This window comes from Pseudomonas solani, assembly GCF_026072635.1.
GTDB lineage: Bacteria > Pseudomonadota > Gammaproteobacteria > Pseudomonadales > Pseudomonadaceae > Metapseudomonas > Metapseudomonas solani.
Window position 1 is genome coordinate 4,169,843 of sequence record NZ_AP023081.1, and the last position, 15,891, is coordinate 4,185,733.

9 protein-coding genes are annotated in these 15,891 nt (G+C 68.0%); 2 read left to right on the forward strand and 7 right to left on the reverse strand.

Features of this window, described 5'->3' with window-relative positions; all coding sequences use genetic code 11:
• Nucleotides 1-291: 291 nt before the first annotated feature.
• The 7 genes from PSm6_RS19055 to PSm6_RS19085 form a co-directional block, all read right to left on the reverse strand.
• Nucleotides 292-1,932, reverse strand: coding sequence for a BatD family protein (locus PSm6_RS19055; protein ID WP_265167966.1), 1,641 nt, complete (start codon nucleotides 1,930-1,932; stop codon nucleotides 292-294).
• A complete protein-coding gene (locus PSm6_RS19060) occupies nucleotides 1,929-3,674 on the reverse strand; it encodes a VWA domain-containing protein (RefSeq protein WP_265167967.1) in 1,746 nt (581 codons plus the stop codon). The genes PSm6_RS19055 and PSm6_RS19060 overlap by 4 nt, the downstream gene beginning before the upstream one ends.
• Entirely contained in the window at nucleotides 3,671-4,690 is a 1,020-nt protein-coding gene (locus PSm6_RS19065) for a vWA domain-containing protein (RefSeq protein ID WP_021217381.1), read from the reverse strand. The genes PSm6_RS19060 and PSm6_RS19065 overlap by 4 nt, the downstream gene beginning before the upstream one ends.
• Nucleotides 4,683-5,177, reverse strand: coding sequence for a DUF4381 domain-containing protein (locus PSm6_RS19070; protein WP_021217380.1), 495 nt, complete (start codon nucleotides 5,175-5,177; stop codon nucleotides 4,683-4,685). The genes PSm6_RS19065 and PSm6_RS19070 overlap by 8 nt, the downstream gene beginning before the upstream one ends.
• Nucleotides 5,174-6,109, reverse strand: coding sequence for a DUF58 domain-containing protein (locus tag PSm6_RS19075; protein WP_184490695.1), 936 nt, complete (start codon nucleotides 6,107-6,109; stop codon nucleotides 5,174-5,176). Before PSm6_RS19075 ends, PSm6_RS19070 begins: the two co-directional genes overlap by 4 nt.
• A 3-nt stretch (nucleotides 6,110-6,112) precedes the next feature.
• A complete protein-coding gene (locus PSm6_RS19080) occupies nucleotides 6,113-7,072 on the reverse strand; it encodes an AAA family ATPase (RefSeq protein ID WP_021217378.1) in 960 nt (319 codons plus the stop codon).
• 151 nt (nucleotides 7,073-7,223) lie between these two features.
• On the reverse strand, nucleotides 7,224-7,973 hold the full coding sequence (locus tag PSm6_RS19085; protein ID WP_265167968.1) for a carbonic anhydrase: 750 nt from the start codon (nucleotides 7,971-7,973) through the stop codon (nucleotides 7,224-7,226).
• A gap of 335 nt (nucleotides 7,974-8,308) precedes the next feature.
• Between PSm6_RS19085 and PSm6_RS19090 the strand changes: the two genes are divergently transcribed.
• The gene (locus PSm6_RS19090; RefSeq protein ID WP_265167969.1) at nucleotides 8,309-13,174 is read left to right on the forward strand and encodes an NAD-glutamate dehydrogenase; all 4,866 of its coding nucleotides are present in this window, start codon (nucleotides 8,309-8,311) and stop codon (nucleotides 13,172-13,174) included.
• A gap of 313 nt (nucleotides 13,175-13,487) precedes the next feature.
• Nucleotides 13,488-15,866 (forward strand): type VI secretion system Vgr family protein, encoded by a 2,379-nt coding sequence (locus PSm6_RS19095; protein WP_265167971.1) that lies wholly within the window; start codon nucleotides 13,488-13,490, stop codon nucleotides 15,864-15,866.
• Nucleotides 15,867-15,891 lie beyond the last annotated feature (25 nt).

The following is a 15,891-nucleotide window of genomic DNA, read 5'->3' on the forward strand; positions in this document are numbered from 1 at the left end:
TCCACCCGCCCTACAGCGAGCACATCCTCACCCTGTAGCCCGGGCTTCAGCCCGGGAGCACCGCCCACACCTTCTCCGCGCTAGAGCACGGGCTACGAGGCGGTCACAGGTTTTAGGTAGGTCGGGTGCAACCCGACAGGCCCGGCACGAGGCTCCGGCGGGTTTCACCCGCCCTTACGCGTATGTGCCCGGCACCGTAGCCCGGACTTCAGTCCGGGAGTGCCGGCTACGCTTTCCCCGCACTGAAGCACGGGCTACGAAGTGGCACTCCGGGTTTGGGTTGGGAGCGGATCAGCGCGGATAGAGCGGCGGCAGCCCGCTTTCGCCAGCGGCCTGTTGCTGCACCTGCGGCGTGGGCAGGGCGCGGATGGCTTTCCACAGCTCCTCACCCTGCCAGTGCTGGCCGCTTTCGCTGTAGAGGGCGCCGTTGAGCCCGTCCATGGCGTCGGACAGCGGCACGAAGCGCGCGGCCATGTCGGCCAGGGTTTCCGGCTGCTGGCGGGCCCAGGCATCCAGGGCCTGGCGCGTGGCGTGGGGATCGTTGGCCTGGCAGGCGCGCTTGAGGTCGTCCAGCAGGGTGCGCGGGCTCGGGCCGGTCTGCGCGGTGGGCAGGATCGCCGGCTGGCGGCGGGCGTGCCACCACAAGCCGAAGCCCAGCAGGGTGGTCAGCGTCAGCAGCAGGGTGGCGAGCTTCCACGGCCAGAGCGGCGGGCCTTCCACGGTATGCTGGTTGCCATTGCTGCTTTCCACGGGCGCTTCCGGCTCCAGCGTGGGATTGGCGGCGACTTCCAGGGTGCGGCCCGGCAGCTGGCTGCGCTCCAGGTGATCCTCGCGGGTGTTCCACCACACCACTTCCACCGGCGGCAGCTCGATGCGGCCGGCGGCGGTCGGCACCAGCGCCTCGCGCTCCTCGCGGCTGCCGAGCAGGCCGCGCTCGCTGGACTGGTTGGCCAGTTGCGGCTGGTCGGGGTAGCGGCGCAGGTTGGTCACATTGGTGGCGGGCAGGGCGGGCAGTTGGGCGCTGGCCAGGCCTTCGACCTTGACCATCAGGCTGCGGGTCAGCGAGTCACCCACCTGGGCCTTGTCCGGCTCCGGGCTCCAGGCTTCGGCCAGGGTCAGGTTGCGCGCTGGCAGCCAGGGCGCGTTGGCTGGGTAGTCGGCGGGCTTGGCTTTCACCACCAGCGGGATCTGCGGCGAGCTGACCCGGGTCAGGCGCCCGGGACGCGGGCCGAAGGGCTGGTAGTCGTCCTGCCCCGAGCGCTCCACCAGGGTGGCGCTGAACACCTGGGCGGGGATGCTCAACTGGCCGCTCTTCTGCGGGAAGATCGCGTAGCGCAGCTCGATCACACCGTGGCGCACGCCATTGATTTCTTTCTCGTAGGTGCGCGGCTCGCCCAGTTGCTCGACCCGCGCGTCGGCCATCTGCAGCGGCGTCAGGCTGCTGTCGTCATACAGCGAGACCGAGTGATAGATGCGCAGGGTGAGGATGGTCTGCGCCTGCACGTAGACGCTTTCCTCGTCCAGGCTGGCGTCGATGAACACCGGCGCCAGCTTGCTGTTGCCGGCGGCGTTGTCGCTTTTCTGGATGTGCAGGGTGATCGGCTTGGTCTCGGCTTCGCCCAGGCGCAGCGGCGGGATGACCACGAAGCCGTTCTGCTTCGGCTGCAGGGTGACGATCCAGCGCGTGGCGCGATCGTCCTGGCCGTTCAGGGTGCTGATGCGGTTGATCTGGCGCGTGCCCAGCACCTCGAACTGCGATTCCAGCGGCTTGAGGTCCGGCTTGCCGAACAGCGTCGGGTCGGAGGACTCCAGGATCAGCTCCACGGTTTCGCCCTCGCTGAGGCGTGCGCGGTCGACGCTGGCGGTAAAGCCCGCCGCGCTGGCGGTGCAGGCCAGCAGGCTGAGGAGGAGGGCGCAGAGAAGGCGCATCATTCTTGGTTTTCCTGGCGGCGTTGCTGTTCGTACCAAAACTTGCGGCGCAGCAGTTCGGCGGGGTCGTCGGGAATCTGCCGCAGCCATTGTTCCAGGGACTGCCGGCGCTCGTCGCCCAGGGGCTCGGCCTGGCCCGGCGCGTCGCTGGGCTGTTGCTCACCGGCGGGTTTCTGCCCGGGCTCGGCGGGTTGGCCGTCGGCGCCGGCCTGTTGGCCCGGCTGCTTGTTCTCTTCGGGCGGGGTGGTGGAGGCGCCTTCGGCAGGCTGCTGCTGCTCCTTGTCCTCGCCTTTTTCCGGGTCGCCACCCTGGGCGGCAGAAGGCTGTTCCTGGGGTTGCTGCTGGCCCTGCTGATCGTCCTGCTGCTGTTGCGCCTGTTGCTGTTTTTGCTGTTGCAGCAACTGTTCCACCAGGGCCTTGTTGTTCAGCGCCGGCTGCAGGTCGGGCTCGCGCTCCAGGGCGGATTCGTAGGCATCCAGCGCGGCTTCCAGCTGGCCGGCCTTGGCCAGTGCATTGCCGCGGTTGTAGTGGTCGGCGGCGCTGTCACCGCCAGCGAAGCGTTCGGCGGCTTCGGCGTGCTTGCCGGCCTGGTAGAGCGCATAGCCCTGCCAGCGCGGGTCCTGGAAATGCTGCGCGGCCTCTGCCGGTTGCTGGGCCTCCAGCAGGCGCTGGCCCTGTTGGTCGGGGCGCAGCCACAGGTCTTCCATTTCGAAGGCCAAGGCCGGGCGGGGCAGCACGAAGAACAGCGGTAGGCAGAAGATCCAGCCACGGCGCCCGGCGCAGGCGGCGATCAGCAGCAGCGGCAGCAGCAGCCAGTGGCCCTGGTCGGCCCAGGCTTCCAGGCGCGTGGTTTCGCGGCTTTCGCGCAGGGTGCGGGCGCCCCCCAGCAGGCCGAGGGTGCGCAGGTCGCGTTCGTCGACACGGGCGCTGGCGTACTTGCCGCCCAGCTGGTTGGCGAAGCGCTTGAGGCTCGCGGCGTCCAGGCGCGGCAGGAGGATGGCGCCCTGGGCGTCCTTGATGAAGCCGCCGTTTTCCTGAGCGATGGGCGCGCCCTCGGCGGTGCCGATGCCGAGGATGCTCAGGCGCTCGCTCTTCGAGCCCAGGGCATGGCGGATGCCGTCACGCTCCGTCTCGCTCAGGCTGCTGGTGATCAGCAGCAGGCGGCCCTGGCCCTGGGCGCCCTGCTTGAGCAGGGCCAGGGCTTTCTCCACGGCGAGATCGGCGCGTTGGCCAGCCTCCGGCATGATCGACGGCTTGAGCGCCTCCAGCAGGTTGCCGGTGGTCATCAGGTCATCGGAGAGGGGGACCAGGCTGTGGGCGCTGCCGGCGTAGACGACGATGGCGGTCTGCGCATCGCGGCGGGCATCCAGCAGGTCGCGTAGCTTGCGCTTGGCCTGCTCCAGGCGTGTGGGCGGCAGGTCGGAGGCGAGCATCGAAGGCGTCAGTTCGAGGATGACCACCAGCGGGTCGGCGCGCTTCTGCGTGCTTTGCTCCACCCGCTGCCAACTGGGGCCGATCAGTGCCAGCAGGCCCAGGCTCCAGGCCAGGCCCAAGGCGATCCATGGCAGGCGGCTGCTGCGTTCCCGGCCACCGCCCAGCAACCAGGGCTGGAAGGCGATGGGCAGCAGTTGCTGCCAGCGACCGCTGCGGCGCTCGCGGTGCCAGAGCTGCCAGATCAGCCAGGCCAGCAGCGGCAACAGGAGCAGCCAGAAGGGGCGCAGCCAGTGGGGCCAGAGTTCGCTCATGGGCGCCTCCGCAGCCACTGCGGACGTTGCTGCAGCGCGTGGGGCCAGAGCTCACGGCTGATCAGCAGCAGGCTCAACAGCATGGCGCCGGCCAGTGGCCAGGAATACAGCGCCAGGGCCGGGCGGGCCTGGCTGGGCAGTTGCGAAACGGGTTCGAGCTGGTCCAGGGCGTGTTCGATCTCTTCCAGCTCCTTGCTGGAGCGGGCGCGGAAATAGCGGCCGCCGGTCTGCTCGGCGATGCTGCGCAGGGTGGGTTCGTCCAGGTCCAGGCCGGGGTTGAGGCCGAACATGCCGAGCACGCCGCCCTGTTCCGGGTCGGCACCGATGCCGATGGTGTAGATCTTCACCTGCTCCTCGGCGGCGAGGCGTGCGGCGGTGAGCGGTTCGATCTCGCCACCGGTGTTGGCGCCATCGGTGACCAGTACCAGCACGCGGCTATCGGCGGGGCGCTGGCGCAGGCGCTTGACCGCCAGGCCGATGGCGTCGCCGATGGCGGTGTTCTTGCCGGCGATGCCGATCAGCGCCTCGTCGAGCCAGATGTGCACGGTCTGGCGGTCGAAGGTCAGCGGTGCCTGCAGGTAGGCCTGGCTGCCGAAGAGGATCAGGCCAATGCGGTCGCCGATGCGGCCGTCGATGAATTCGCCCATCAGGTGCTGGACCAGGGTCAGGCGGCTGACTTGCTTGCCGTCCAGCTCCATGTCCGCGTAGTCCATGGAGCCGGAGACATCCACCGCCACCAGCAGGTCGCGGCCGCTGGCCGGCAGGGGTTGCGGCTCGCCCACCCATTCCGGGCGCGCGGCGGCGCACAGCAGCAGCAGCCAGAGCAGGGCGAAGGGGGCCTGCTGGCGCCAGGCCGGCAGGTTGGCCCGGGCGCGGCGGCCGGCGAGGGCTTCCAGCTCGCCGAGGAAGCTCACCTTGAGCGCAGCCTCGCCGCTGTCGGCGGGGGGCAGCAGCACGCGCAACAGCCAGGGCAGGGGCGCGAGCAGGAAGATCCACGGCCAGGCGAGTTCAAACATGCTTGCGAATCCAGGTGTCGACCGCCTGGGTCAGGCCTTCGATGGCCTTGTCGTCGAGCTTGCACTCGGGGCGGTAGGCGCCCTCCACCAGCACCATCCAGCGGGTCAGGCCGGCGGCGGGGCAGCGGTTGTCCAGGTAGGCCAGCCAGGCGCGGCCGCTGAGGGTGAGGCTTTGGTCGTTGGGGTAGTGCAGGCGGCACAGGCGCTTGAGCAGGCCGTTGAGCTGCTGCAGCCAGAGGCCCGCAGGTACGCCGTCATAGGGCTTGCGCAGCTGCGCGAGCTCCTTGAGCGCCGCCTCGCGCATCGGCTCCAGGGGTTGTTCGGCGCGCTCGCCGCGTTGCCGGCGGGGCAGGCGGTGGCGCAGGCGCCAGAGGCCCCAGAGCAGCAGCGGCAGCAAGGCGGCAAGCACCCACCAGCCCGGCGCGGGCGGCCACCAGGGCACGGCGTCGGGGGCGATCAGCGGCTCCAGCTGGTCGAGCGGGTTCATCGCTTGCCACCCCGGTGGTGCAGGTGGTCACGCAACTGGTCGACCATGCCGGCCTGGGTGCTCAGGGGCAGCAGCAGCACCCCCAGGCGCTGGGCCAGGCGTTGCCAGCGCGCCTTGCGCGCATCGCCCAGGTCACGGTAGGCCTGGCGCAGCTCGGGGTTGTGGGTGTCCAGTTCCAGCTTGGCGCCCAGCTCGGTGAAGCGCAGCAGCCCGGCGGCGGGCAGGGCGTGGTCGAGCGGATCGGACAGCGGCAGCAGGATCAGGTCGGTGTGGCGGGCGAGCAGGGCGAGCTGCTGCTCCGAGGTATCGGACAGGGTGCGTTCGTCGCAGAGGATCACCACCAGGCTGCCGGGGCGTAGCACCTCGCGGGCGCGGCGCAGGGCCAGGCTGAAGCCTTCGCGGGTGGTTGTCTGCTGGGGGCCCAGGGCCTGGTTGGTGCGCACCAGGCGGTTGAGCAGTTGCAGCAGGCTCTGCTTGCTGCGCCGGGGCTTGATCTCGTGGTGCTCGTTGTCGCTGAAGACCAGGCCGCCGATGCGATCGTTGTGGCCCAGGGCGGCCCAGCCGATGAGGCTGGCGGCGTGGGCGGCGAGCACCGACTTGAACATCTGCCCGGAGCCGAAGAACAGCCGCTGGCTCTGCTCGACCATGATGAACACCGGGCGCTCACGCTCCTCGTGGAACAGCTTGGTGTGCGGCTCCTGGGTGCGTGCGGTGACGCGCCAATCGATGGTGCGCACGTCATCGCCCGGCTGGTAGACCCGCACCTGGTCGAAGTCGACGCCGCGACCGCGCAGCTTGGAGTGGTGCAGGCCGATCAAGGGGCTGCGTCGCGAAGGCGTGGAGAACAGCTGCACCTCGCGGACGCGATGGCGCATGTCGATCAGCTCGGCGAGGCTGACCTTGATGCCGGTCTGGGCGGCTGGGCTGTCCATGGGTCAGGCGACGGCGACCACGTCGAGGATGCGCTGGATCACGCGGTCCTGGTCGATGCCGGCGGCCTCCGCCTCGAAGGACAGGATCAGGCGGTGGCGCAGGGCGTCGAAGAGCACGGCCTGGATGTCCTCGGGACTGACGAAGTCGCGGCCGGCCATCCACGCATGGGCGCGGGCACAGCGGTCCAGGGCAATGGAGCCGCGCGGGCTGGAGCCATAGGCCAGCCACTCGGCCAGCTCACTGTCGAACTTGGCCGGGGTGCGCGTGGCCATCACCAGTTGCACCAGGTACTCCTCCACGGCGTCGGCCATGTACAGGCCGAGTATTTCCTTGCGCGCGGCGAAGATCGCCTGCTGGCTGACCTGGTGCTCGGGGCGGGTCTCGCCGTTGAGGGCGACGCCACGGGCCTGCTGGAGGATCTTGCGTTCCACCGAGGCTTCGGGGAAACCGATCTTCACGTGCATGAGGAAGCGGTCGAGCTGGGCTTCGGGCAGCGGGTAGGTGCCTTCCTGCTCGATGGGGTTCTGCGTCGCCATCACCAGAAACAGCGGCGGCAGTTCATAGGTGGAGCGGCCGATGGACACCTGGCGCTCGGCCATGGCTTCCAGCAGCGCCGATTGCACCTTGGCCGGTGCGCGGTTGATCTCGTCTGCCAGCACCAGATTGTGGAAGATCGGCCCCTGCTGGAACACGAAGCTGCCGGTTTCCGGGCGATAGATCTCGGTGCCGGTGATGTCCGCCGGCAGCAGGTCGGGGGTGAACTGGATGCGGTGGAACTCGGCTTCGACCCCTTCGGCCAGGTCCTTGATCGCCTTGGTCTTGGCCAGCCCGGGCGCGCCTTCCACCAGCAGGTGGCCGTCGGCGAGCAGGGCGATGAGCAGGCGGTCGATGAGCTTTTCCTGACCGAGGATCTGGGTGGACAGGTACTGGCGCAGGGCGATCAGTGCTTCGCGGTGTTCCATCGTTGGGCTCGCTCGGGTTGGACGGGGGCAGCCAGGCCCCCGGAGAAGGCGAAGTACTTTAATCCAAGCAGAGGCCTGCGGCCTAGGCGAGCGCGTGGACGCGCAGCGAAATCGTGACGGGCCGAGCGCTATTCGCCCGGCCCGCGAAGGCTCAGGCGATCAGCTCGACCTTGCCGCTGGCCAGCCGGTAGATGCCGCCCACCACCTTCAGGCGCCCTTCGGCAATGGCGTCGCGCAGCAGGCTGGAGCGCTCGGTGAGCTGCTTGAGGTTGTCCCGCACGTTCTGTGCGATGGCGTTTTCCAGAACGTCGCCCTTATGTTCGAGCACCGCCTGCGCCGACGGCGCGATGGCTGCTGCCAGGCCCTGGATATGGCCGGGGTAGCTGGCGCCGTCGCGAGCCATCTTGAGGCCGGCCTCCACCGCGCCGCAGCCCTCGTGGCCAAGCACCATCAGCAGCGGGATGCCGAGCACGGCCACGCCGTATTCCAGGCTGGCCAGGCCGTCGTCGGTCACCAGGTTGCCGGCCACGCGGACGGCGAAGAGGTCGCCCCGGGCGGTGTCGAAAGCGTATTCCGGGGCGATGCGCGAGTCGGCGCAGCCCAGCACGGCGGCATAGGGGTTCTGTGCGGAGACCAGGGCCTCGCGTTCGGTGAGGAAGTCGTGGCGGCGGGTCAGCCCATCCACATAGCGTTGGTTGCCCTGCATCAGGCGTTCCAGGGCAGCGTCCGGGGCCAACTGGTTCTGTGGCTTGGGCGTGGGGGCCGCAGCCGGGGTGGCGGCCAGGGCTGTGTTGCTCAGCAGGGGCGCAGCGGCCACTGCTGCGGCGGTCATTCCGGCCAGGCGCAGGAAACGCCGGCGCTCCGGGCGGTCAGGGGTATGCGGTTCGTGGCAGGTGCACATGGTGGGTGCTCCGGTGGGAAAGGGGAGTGGCGAGTCTAGGGGCCGCACCGGGTCTGCCGCTGTGGGCGCGCTGTAGGCGCTACCGAAGTGCTCGTGTCGTCTTTTTTCCGTGATCCATGTCGGCTTGCTGAAGGCGGCTGTCCGAGATTGACCGAATATGTCGCAGGGCTAAAAGCGTCGCACCGGGTGCCGCCCTTAATCTGTCCACGAGGATGACTGGTCGGTCCCAGGCGGCTCCGACTCGTCACACTGCCTTGAATCTCCTCCTGATCCATCACCGCGCGATAAGCGTTCTACGCTTAACCCCCAACAACAGAGCCAAGCGGAGCACAACCATGGCGTTCTTCACCGCGGCCAGCAAAGCCGACTTCCAGCATCAACTGCAAGCGGCCCTGGCGCAGCACGTCAGCGAGCAGGCCTTGCCACAAGTAGCCCTGTTCGCCGAACAATTCTTCGGCATCATCGCCCTCGACGAACTCACCCAGCGCCGGCTCTCCGACCTGGTGGGCTGCACCCTGTCGTCGTGGCGCCTGCTGGAACGCTTCGACCCGGCCAAGCCGCAGGTACGCGCCTTCAACCCCGATTACGAGAAGCACGGCTGGCAATCCACCCACACCGCGGTGGAAGTGCTGCACCCCGACATCCCCTTCCTGGTGGATTCGGTGCGCATGGAGCTGAACCGCCGCGGCTACAACATCCACACGCTGCAGAACAGCGTGCTCAGCGTGCGCCGCAACAAGAAGGGCGAGCTGGTCGAGGTGCTGCCCAAGGGTGCCCAGGGCAAGGATGTGCAGCAGGAATCGCTGATGTTCCTGGAGATCGACCGCATCGCCGCGCCGACCGCTCTCAAGGCCCTGGAAAAGGCCATCGAGGACATGCTCGGCGAAGTGCGGGTGACCGTCGCCGACTTCCAGCCGATGACCACCAAGGCCCGCGAGCTGCTGGCCTGGCTGGACAAGGCCAAGCTCAAGGTCGAGCCGGCCGAGCTGGCCGAGATCAAGGTCTTCATGAACTGGTTGCTGGACAACCACTTCACCTTCCTCGGCTACGAGGAGTTCACCGTGGTAGACGAGGGCGAGGCCGGCGGCCACCTGGTCTATGACGAGAAATCCCTGCTCGGTGTCTCGCGCCTGCGCCGCATCGGCCTCAGCGCCGCCGACCTGCACATCGAGAAGGACGCCGTCGACTACCTGCGCGGCCCGGTGCTGCTGTCCTTCGCCAAGGCCGCCGAGCCGAGCCGCGTGCACCGCCCGGCCTACCCGGACTTCGTCTCCATCCGCGAGCTGGACGCCAAGGGCCGCGTGGTCAAGGAATGCCGCTTCATGGGTCTGTACACCTCCGCCGTATACGGCGAGAGCGTGTCGGAGATCCCCTTCATCCGTGGCAAGGTCGCCGAGATCCAGCGCCGCTCCGGCTTCGACGCCCGCGCCCACCTGGGCAAGGAACTGGCCCAGGTGCTCGAGGTGCTGCCCCGCGACGACCTGTTCCAGACCCCGGTGGATGATCTGTTCTCCACCGCCATGGCCATCGTGCAGATGCAGGAGCGCAACAAGATCCGCCTGTTCCTGCGCCGTGATCCCTATGGCCGCTTCGCCTACGCGCTGGCCTATGTGCCGCGCGACGTCTACTCCACCGAAACGCGCCTGAAGATCCAGCAGATCCTCATGGACCGCCTGCAGGCCAGCGATTGCGAGTTCTGGACCTTCTTCTCCGAGTCCGTGCTGGCGCGCGTGCAGTTCATCCTGCGCCTGGACCCGAAGAACAAGGCTGTGGTCGACCCGGTACGCCTGGAGAAGGAAGTGATCCAGGCCTGCCGCTCCTGGAAGGACGACTACGCCAGCCTGGTCAATGAAAGCTTCGGCGAGGCCCAGGGCACCCGTGTGCTGGCCGACTTCCCGAAAGGCTTCCCCGCCGGCTACCGCGAGCGCTTCGCCCCGCACTCGGCCGTGGTCGACATGCAGCACTTGAACAGCCTCTCCGACGAGCGCCAGCTGGTGATGAGCTTCTACCAGCCGCTGACCCAGGGTGAGCAGTTGCTGCATTGCAAGCTGTACCACGCCGACACGCCGCTGCCGCTGTCCGACGTGTTGCCGATCCTGGAGAACCTGGGCCTGCGCGTGCTCGGCGAGTTCCCCTACCGCCTGCACCGCCAGGATGGCCGCGAGTTCTGGATCCACGACTTCGCCTTCACCAGCGCCTCGGGCCAGGAAGTCGACATCCAGCAGCTCAACGACACCCTGCAGGACGCCTTCATCCACATCGTCAACGGCGACGCCGAGAACGACGCCTTCAACCGCCTGGTACTGACCGCCTCCATGCCCTGGCGCGACGTGGCGCTGCTGCGTGCCTATGCCCGCTACCTGAAGCAGATCCGCCTGGGCTTCGACCTGTCCTACATCGCCAGCACGCTGCTGAACCATGTGGACATCGCCAAGGAGCTGGTGCGCCTGTTCAAGACCCGCTTCTACCTGGCCCGCAAGCTCACCGCCGAGGACCTGGAAGACAAGCAGCAGAAGCTCGAGCAGGCCATCCTCGGCGAGCTGGACAACGTCGCCGTACTCAACGAGGACCGCATCCTGCGGCGCTACCTCGACCTGATCAAGGCGACCCTGCGCACCAACTTCTACCAGCCCGATGCCAACGGCCAGAACAAGGGCTACTTCAGCTTCAAGCTCAGCCCGCGGCTGATCCCCGACATCCCGCGTCCGGTGCCCAAGTTCGAGATCTTCGTCTACTGCCCGCGCGTGGAAGGCGTGCACCTGCGCTTCGGCGACGTGGCCCGGGGCGGCCTGCGCTGGTCCGACCGCGAGGAAGACTTCCGTACCGAAGTGCTGGGCCTGGTCAAGGCGCAGCAGGTGAAGAACGCGGTGATCGTGCCCATGGGCGCCAAGGGTGGCTTCATCCCCCGTCGCCTGCCCGTTGGCGGCAGCCGTGACGACATCCAGGCCGAGGCCATCGCCTGCTACCGCATCTTCATCAGCGGCCTGCTGGACATCACCGACAACCTCAAGGAAGGCCAGGTGGTGCCGCCGGCCAACGTGGTGCGCCACGACGCCGACGACCCCTACCTGGTGGTGGCGGCCGACAAGGGCACCGCGACCTTCTCCGACATCGCCAACGGCATCGCCCTGGAGTACGGCTTCTGGCTGGGCGACGCCTTCGCTTCCGGCGGCTCCGCCGGCTACGACCACAAGGGCATGGGCATCACCGCCAAGGGCGGCTGGGTCTCGGTGCAGCGTCACTTCCGCGAACGCGGCATCGACGTGCAGAAGGACAATGTCACCGTGATCGGCATCGGCGACATGGCCGGCGACGTGTTCGGCAACGGCCTGCTGTTGTCGGACACGCTGCAACTGGTGGCCGCGTTCAACCACATGCACATCTTCATCGACCCGAATCCGGATGCGGCCAGCAGCTTCGTCGAGCGCAAGCGCCTGTTCGACCTGCCGCGCTCGTCCTGGGCCGACTACGACGCCAAGCTGATCTCCGCCGGCGGCGGCATCTTCCTGCGGGCAGCGAAGAGCATCGCCATCAGCCCGGAGATGAAGGAGCGCTTCGACATCCGCGCCGACAAGCTGACCCCCACCGAGCTGCTCAACGCGCTGCTCAAGGCGCCGGTCGACCTGCTGTGGAACGGCGGCATCGGCACCTACGTGAAGTCCAGCAAGGAGTCCCATGCCGACGTCGGCGACAAGGCCAACGACGCCCTGCGCGTCGACGGTCGCGAACTGCGTGCCAAGGTGGTGGGCGAGGGCGGCAACCTGGGCATGACCCAGCTCGGTCGCGTCGAGTACGGCCTCAACGGCGGCGCCAGCAACACCGACTTCATCGACAACGCTGGTGGCGTGGACTGCTCCGACCACGAGGTGAACATCAAGATCCTCCTGGGCGAAATCGTCGCGGCCGGCGACATGACCGGCAAGCAGCGCAACAAGCTGCTGGCCGAGATGACCGACGCGGTGGGCAGCCTGGTGCTGGGCAACAACTACAAGCAGACCCAGGCGCTGTCCCTGGCGCAACGCCGTGCCCGCGAGCGCATCGGCGAGTACAAGCGCCTGATCGCCGCCCTGGAGGCCGCCGGCAAGCTCGACCGCGCGCTGGAGTTCCTGCCCAGTGACGAGGAGCTCAACGAGCGAACCGCCAACGGCCAGGGCCTGACCCGCCCGGAGCTGTCGGTGCTGATTTCCTACAGCAAGATCGACCTCAAGGAGTCGCTGCTCAAATCCCTGGTGCCGGACGACGACTACCTGGCTCGCGAGATGGAAACCGCCTTCCCGCCGCTGCTGGCGAAGAAGTTCGGCGACTCCATGGGCCGCCATCGCCTGAAGCGCGAAATCATCAGCACCCAGATCGCCAACGACCTGGTCAACCACATGGGCATCACCTTCGTGCAGCGCCTGAAGGAGTCCACCGGCATGAGCGCGGCCAACGTCGCCGGTGCCTACGTGGTGGTGCGCGATGTGTTCCGCCTGGCCCACTGGTGGAAGCAGATCGAAGCGCTGGACTACAAGGTCCCCGCCGAACTGCAGCTGACCCTGATGGACGAGCTGATGCGCCTCGGTCGCCGTGCCACGCGCTGGTTCCTGCGCAGCCGTCGCGAAGACCAGAACGCCGCCCGTGACGTCGGCCACTTCGGCCCGCGCGTGGCCGAGCTGGCCGGTCGCCTGGACGAACTGCTGGAAGGCCCGGCCCGCGAGCAGTGGCTGGCCCGCTACCAGGCCTATGTCGAAGCCGGCGCACCGGAAGAGCTGGCCCGTGTGGTCGCTGGCACCAGCCACCTGTACACGCTGCTGCCGATCATCGAAGCCTCGGACGTCACCGGCAAGGACACCGCCGAAGTGGCCGCCGCCTACTTCGCCGTCGGTGGCGCGCTGGACCTGTCCTGGTACCTGCAGCAGATCACCAGCCTGCCGGTGGAGAACAACTGGCAGGCCCTGGCCCGCGAAGCCTTCCGCGACGACCTCGACGGCCAGCAGCGGGCGATCACCGTCTCGGTGCTGCAGATGAACGACGCCCCGACGGACATGGACGAACGCGTGGCCCTGTGGCTGGAACAGCACCGCCCGCTGGTGGAACGCTGGAAGGTGATGCTCACCGAGCTGCGCGCCGCCACCGGCACCGACTACGCCATGTACGCCGTGGCCAACCGCGAGCTGATGGACCTGGCCCAGAGCGGCCAGCATGGGGTCAAGACCTCCTGAGCCATCGTTCGCTGAAAGGTTGAATGTGCTCTAGCCCCGCTTCGGCGGGGCTTTTTTTGCCTGGTGCTTCCGTGGTCGGACCGGATGACGCTGGCGTCCCCTCAGGACTCCGGGCATTGAAGTGATTGGGTTCCTACAGCAGCTCCCCTCATTTCTTCGGACGCTTCCCGAGCCCTTTGGGGCTTTTCCCTATTCCCAGCCCATCGGGGTTTTCAGCCTACTGTCTCGCCCCGGATGCAGGACTTGGCGGTCTCATCGAGATACGTCACGAAGCGGCGATGCATACGGGCCATCCCATCGATGAGGCCTCGACATGCTTGCCGAACTCCGCCATTTCTTCGATCACAGCCGTCACCGCCTGCAGGTGGGCGAACTCGACGTCGGGCTCGACGTCCTCGCCTTCGTCGGGGACGAGACGCTCAGCCAGCCCTTCACCTACCAGGTCGAGTTCACCTCGTCCCAGCGCGACCTCCCCTCCAGGCGCATCGTCGGGCAGCCCGCCAGCTTCAGCCTCTTCGCGCCCCCCGCACCGGTGCCCTTCGCCGGCCTGGGCGTGCCGCCGGCCCAGCCGCTGCGCACCCTGCACGGCGTGATCACGGGCTTCCGGCGGATCTCCGGCTCCAACGACGAGGCCCGCTACGAAATCACCCTGCAGCCGCGCCTGACCCTGCTCGGGCGGGGCCGGCAGTACCGCATCTACCAGCACCTCTCGGTGCCCGAGATCGTCGAGCAGATCCTGCGCAGCGACCGCCACCGCTGGGCCGGGCAGGACTTCTTCTTCGACCTCAGGCGCGACTACCCCAAGCGCGAGCAGGTCATGCAATACGACGAGAGCGACCTGGCCTTCATCCAGCGCCTGCTGGCCGAGGTGGGCATCTGGTACCGCTTCACCGCCGACGAGCGCCTGGGCATCGATGTCGTCGAGTTCCACGATGACCAGCGCAACTACCGGTTCGGCGTCCAGCTGCCCTACCGCCCGCCGTCCGGCACCGTCAGCAGCGGCCAGGACGCCGTCTGGGACCTGCAGACGAGCCACGGTGTGGTGGAAAGGAACCTGCGCATCCGCGCCTACACCCCGCGTGACGCAACGGCCTACCTCGACGGCGACCTCGACCAGACCCGGGGCGACCCGACCACCTACGGCGAGGCCTATCACTACGGCGATCCCTACATTGAGCTGGACGACCCCGGCTCCCGCGACGAAGACCTGAAAAGCGAAAGCGGCTACTTCTATGCCCGCCTCGCCCACGAGCGCTACCTCAACGACCAGACCCGCCTCGACGGCCGCACCAGCAGCGCCACCCTGGCACCTGGGCAGGTGCTGAAGATCGAGGGCGGCGCGCCCGAGGCCTTCACCCCTGGCGCCGTCATCACCCGCCTGGTCACCGTCGCCGCCCGCGATCGCAGCTTCGAAGCCCGCTTCGAGGCCATCCCCTACAGCGAAAGCGTGTGCTTTCGCCCGCCGCTGCTGCCGCGCCCCGTGATCGCCGGCACCATCCCGGCCCGTGTCACCAGCGCGCAGGCCGACGACCTCTACAGCCACATCGACCTGGAGGGCCGCTACAAGGTCAACTTCCTCTTCGACCAGGACACCTGGCCCGCCGGCCAGGAAAGCATGTGGCTGCGCCTGGCACGCGCCTATGCCGGGGATACCCACGGCCTGCACCTGCCGCTGATCCAGGGCACCGAGGTGGGCATCGCCTTCGAGCGCGGCGACCCGGACCGGGGCTTCATCGCCTTCGCCCTGCACGACAGCCGGCACCCCGACCTCGTCACCCTGAAGAACTACAAGCGCAACGTCCTGCGCACCCCGTCCAACAACAAGCTGCGCCTGGACGACACCCGTGGCCAGGAACACATCAAGCTCAGCACCGAGCACAGCGGCAAGAGCCAGCTCAACCTCGGCCACCTGGTGGATGGGCAGCGGCAGAAACGCGGCGAAGGCTTCGAGCTGCGCACCGACGGCTGGGGCGCGCTGCGTTCCGGCAAGGGCATGTTCATCAGTGCCGATGAACAGCCGCGTGCCCAGGGGCAGGTGCTGGCCATGCAGGACACGCTCGCCCGCCTGCAACGCGCCGCTGAGGAGATGCAGACGCTTTCCGAGGATGCCCAGGTCGCCAACGCCGAGCCGGCCGATGTGCAGGCGCAGCTCGACCTGCTCAGGCAGGACCTGGAGCAGATCAAGTCCGCCGTCCTGCTGCTCAGTGCACCCAAGGGCATCGCGCTCAGCAGTGGCCACCACCTGCAACTGGCCGCAGAACGGAACCTCATCGCCAACGCGGGCAAGGACGCCGCCTTGAGCGTGGTGCGGCGGCTGTTCATCGGCGTGGGGGAGGGCGTCAGCCTGTTCGTGCGCAAGCTCGGCCTGAAGCTCATCGCCAACCAGGGCGCGGTGCAGATCCAGGCGCAGAACGACCGCCTGGAACTGCTGGCCCGCCAGGGGCTGGAGATCACCAGCACCGAGGATGAAATCCACATCACCGCCAAGAAGAGGATCGTCCTCAACGCTGGCGGCAGCTACATCAGCGTCGATGCCTGTTCCATCGAATCGGGCACCCAGGGGGACCACCTGATCAAGGCAGCGCATTTCGATTACCAGGGGGCGGCCAGCAACTCTCCACCGTTACCGGAACTGCCCCAACTCACCGAGTACCAGCGTCGCCATCAGCGCCTAACAGGCTTTTCGGGCTAGTGCTTCCCTAGAACACGAACAGGAG

Bases quoted from the DNA above. Each gene is read 5' to 3' on its own strand.
- PSm6_RS19055 (WP_265167966.1), bottom strand. From the start codon at position 1,932: ATGATGCGCCTTCTCTGCGCCCTCCTCCTCAGCCTGCTGGCCTGCACC.
- PSm6_RS19060 (WP_265167967.1), bottom strand. From the start codon at position 3,674: ATGAGCGAACTCTGGCCCCACTGGCTGCGCCCCTTCTGGCTGCTCCTG.
- PSm6_RS19065 (WP_021217381.1), bottom strand. From the start codon at position 4,690: ATGTTTGAACTCGCCTGGCCGTGGATCTTCCTGCTCGCGCCCCTGCCC.
- PSm6_RS19070 (WP_021217380.1), bottom strand. From the start codon at position 5,177: ATGAACCCGCTCGACCAGCTGGAGCCGCTGATCGCCCCCGACGCCGTG.
- PSm6_RS19075 (WP_184490695.1), bottom strand. From the start codon at position 6,109: ATGGACAGCCCAGCCGCCCAGACCGGCATCAAGGTCAGCCTCGCCGAG.
- PSm6_RS19080 (WP_021217378.1), bottom strand. From the start codon at position 7,072: ATGGAACACCGCGAAGCACTGATCGCCCTGCGCCAGTACCTGTCCACC.
- PSm6_RS19085 (WP_265167968.1), bottom strand. From the start codon at position 7,973: ATGTGCACCTGCCACGAACCGCATACCCCTGACCGCCCGGAGCGCCGG.
- PSm6_RS19090 (WP_265167969.1), top strand. From the start codon at position 8,309: ATGGCGTTCTTCACCGCGGCCAGCAAAGCCGACTTCCAGCATCAACTG.
- PSm6_RS19095 (WP_265167971.1), top strand. From the start codon at position 13,488: ATGCTTGCCGAACTCCGCCATTTCTTCGATCACAGCCGTCACCGCCTG.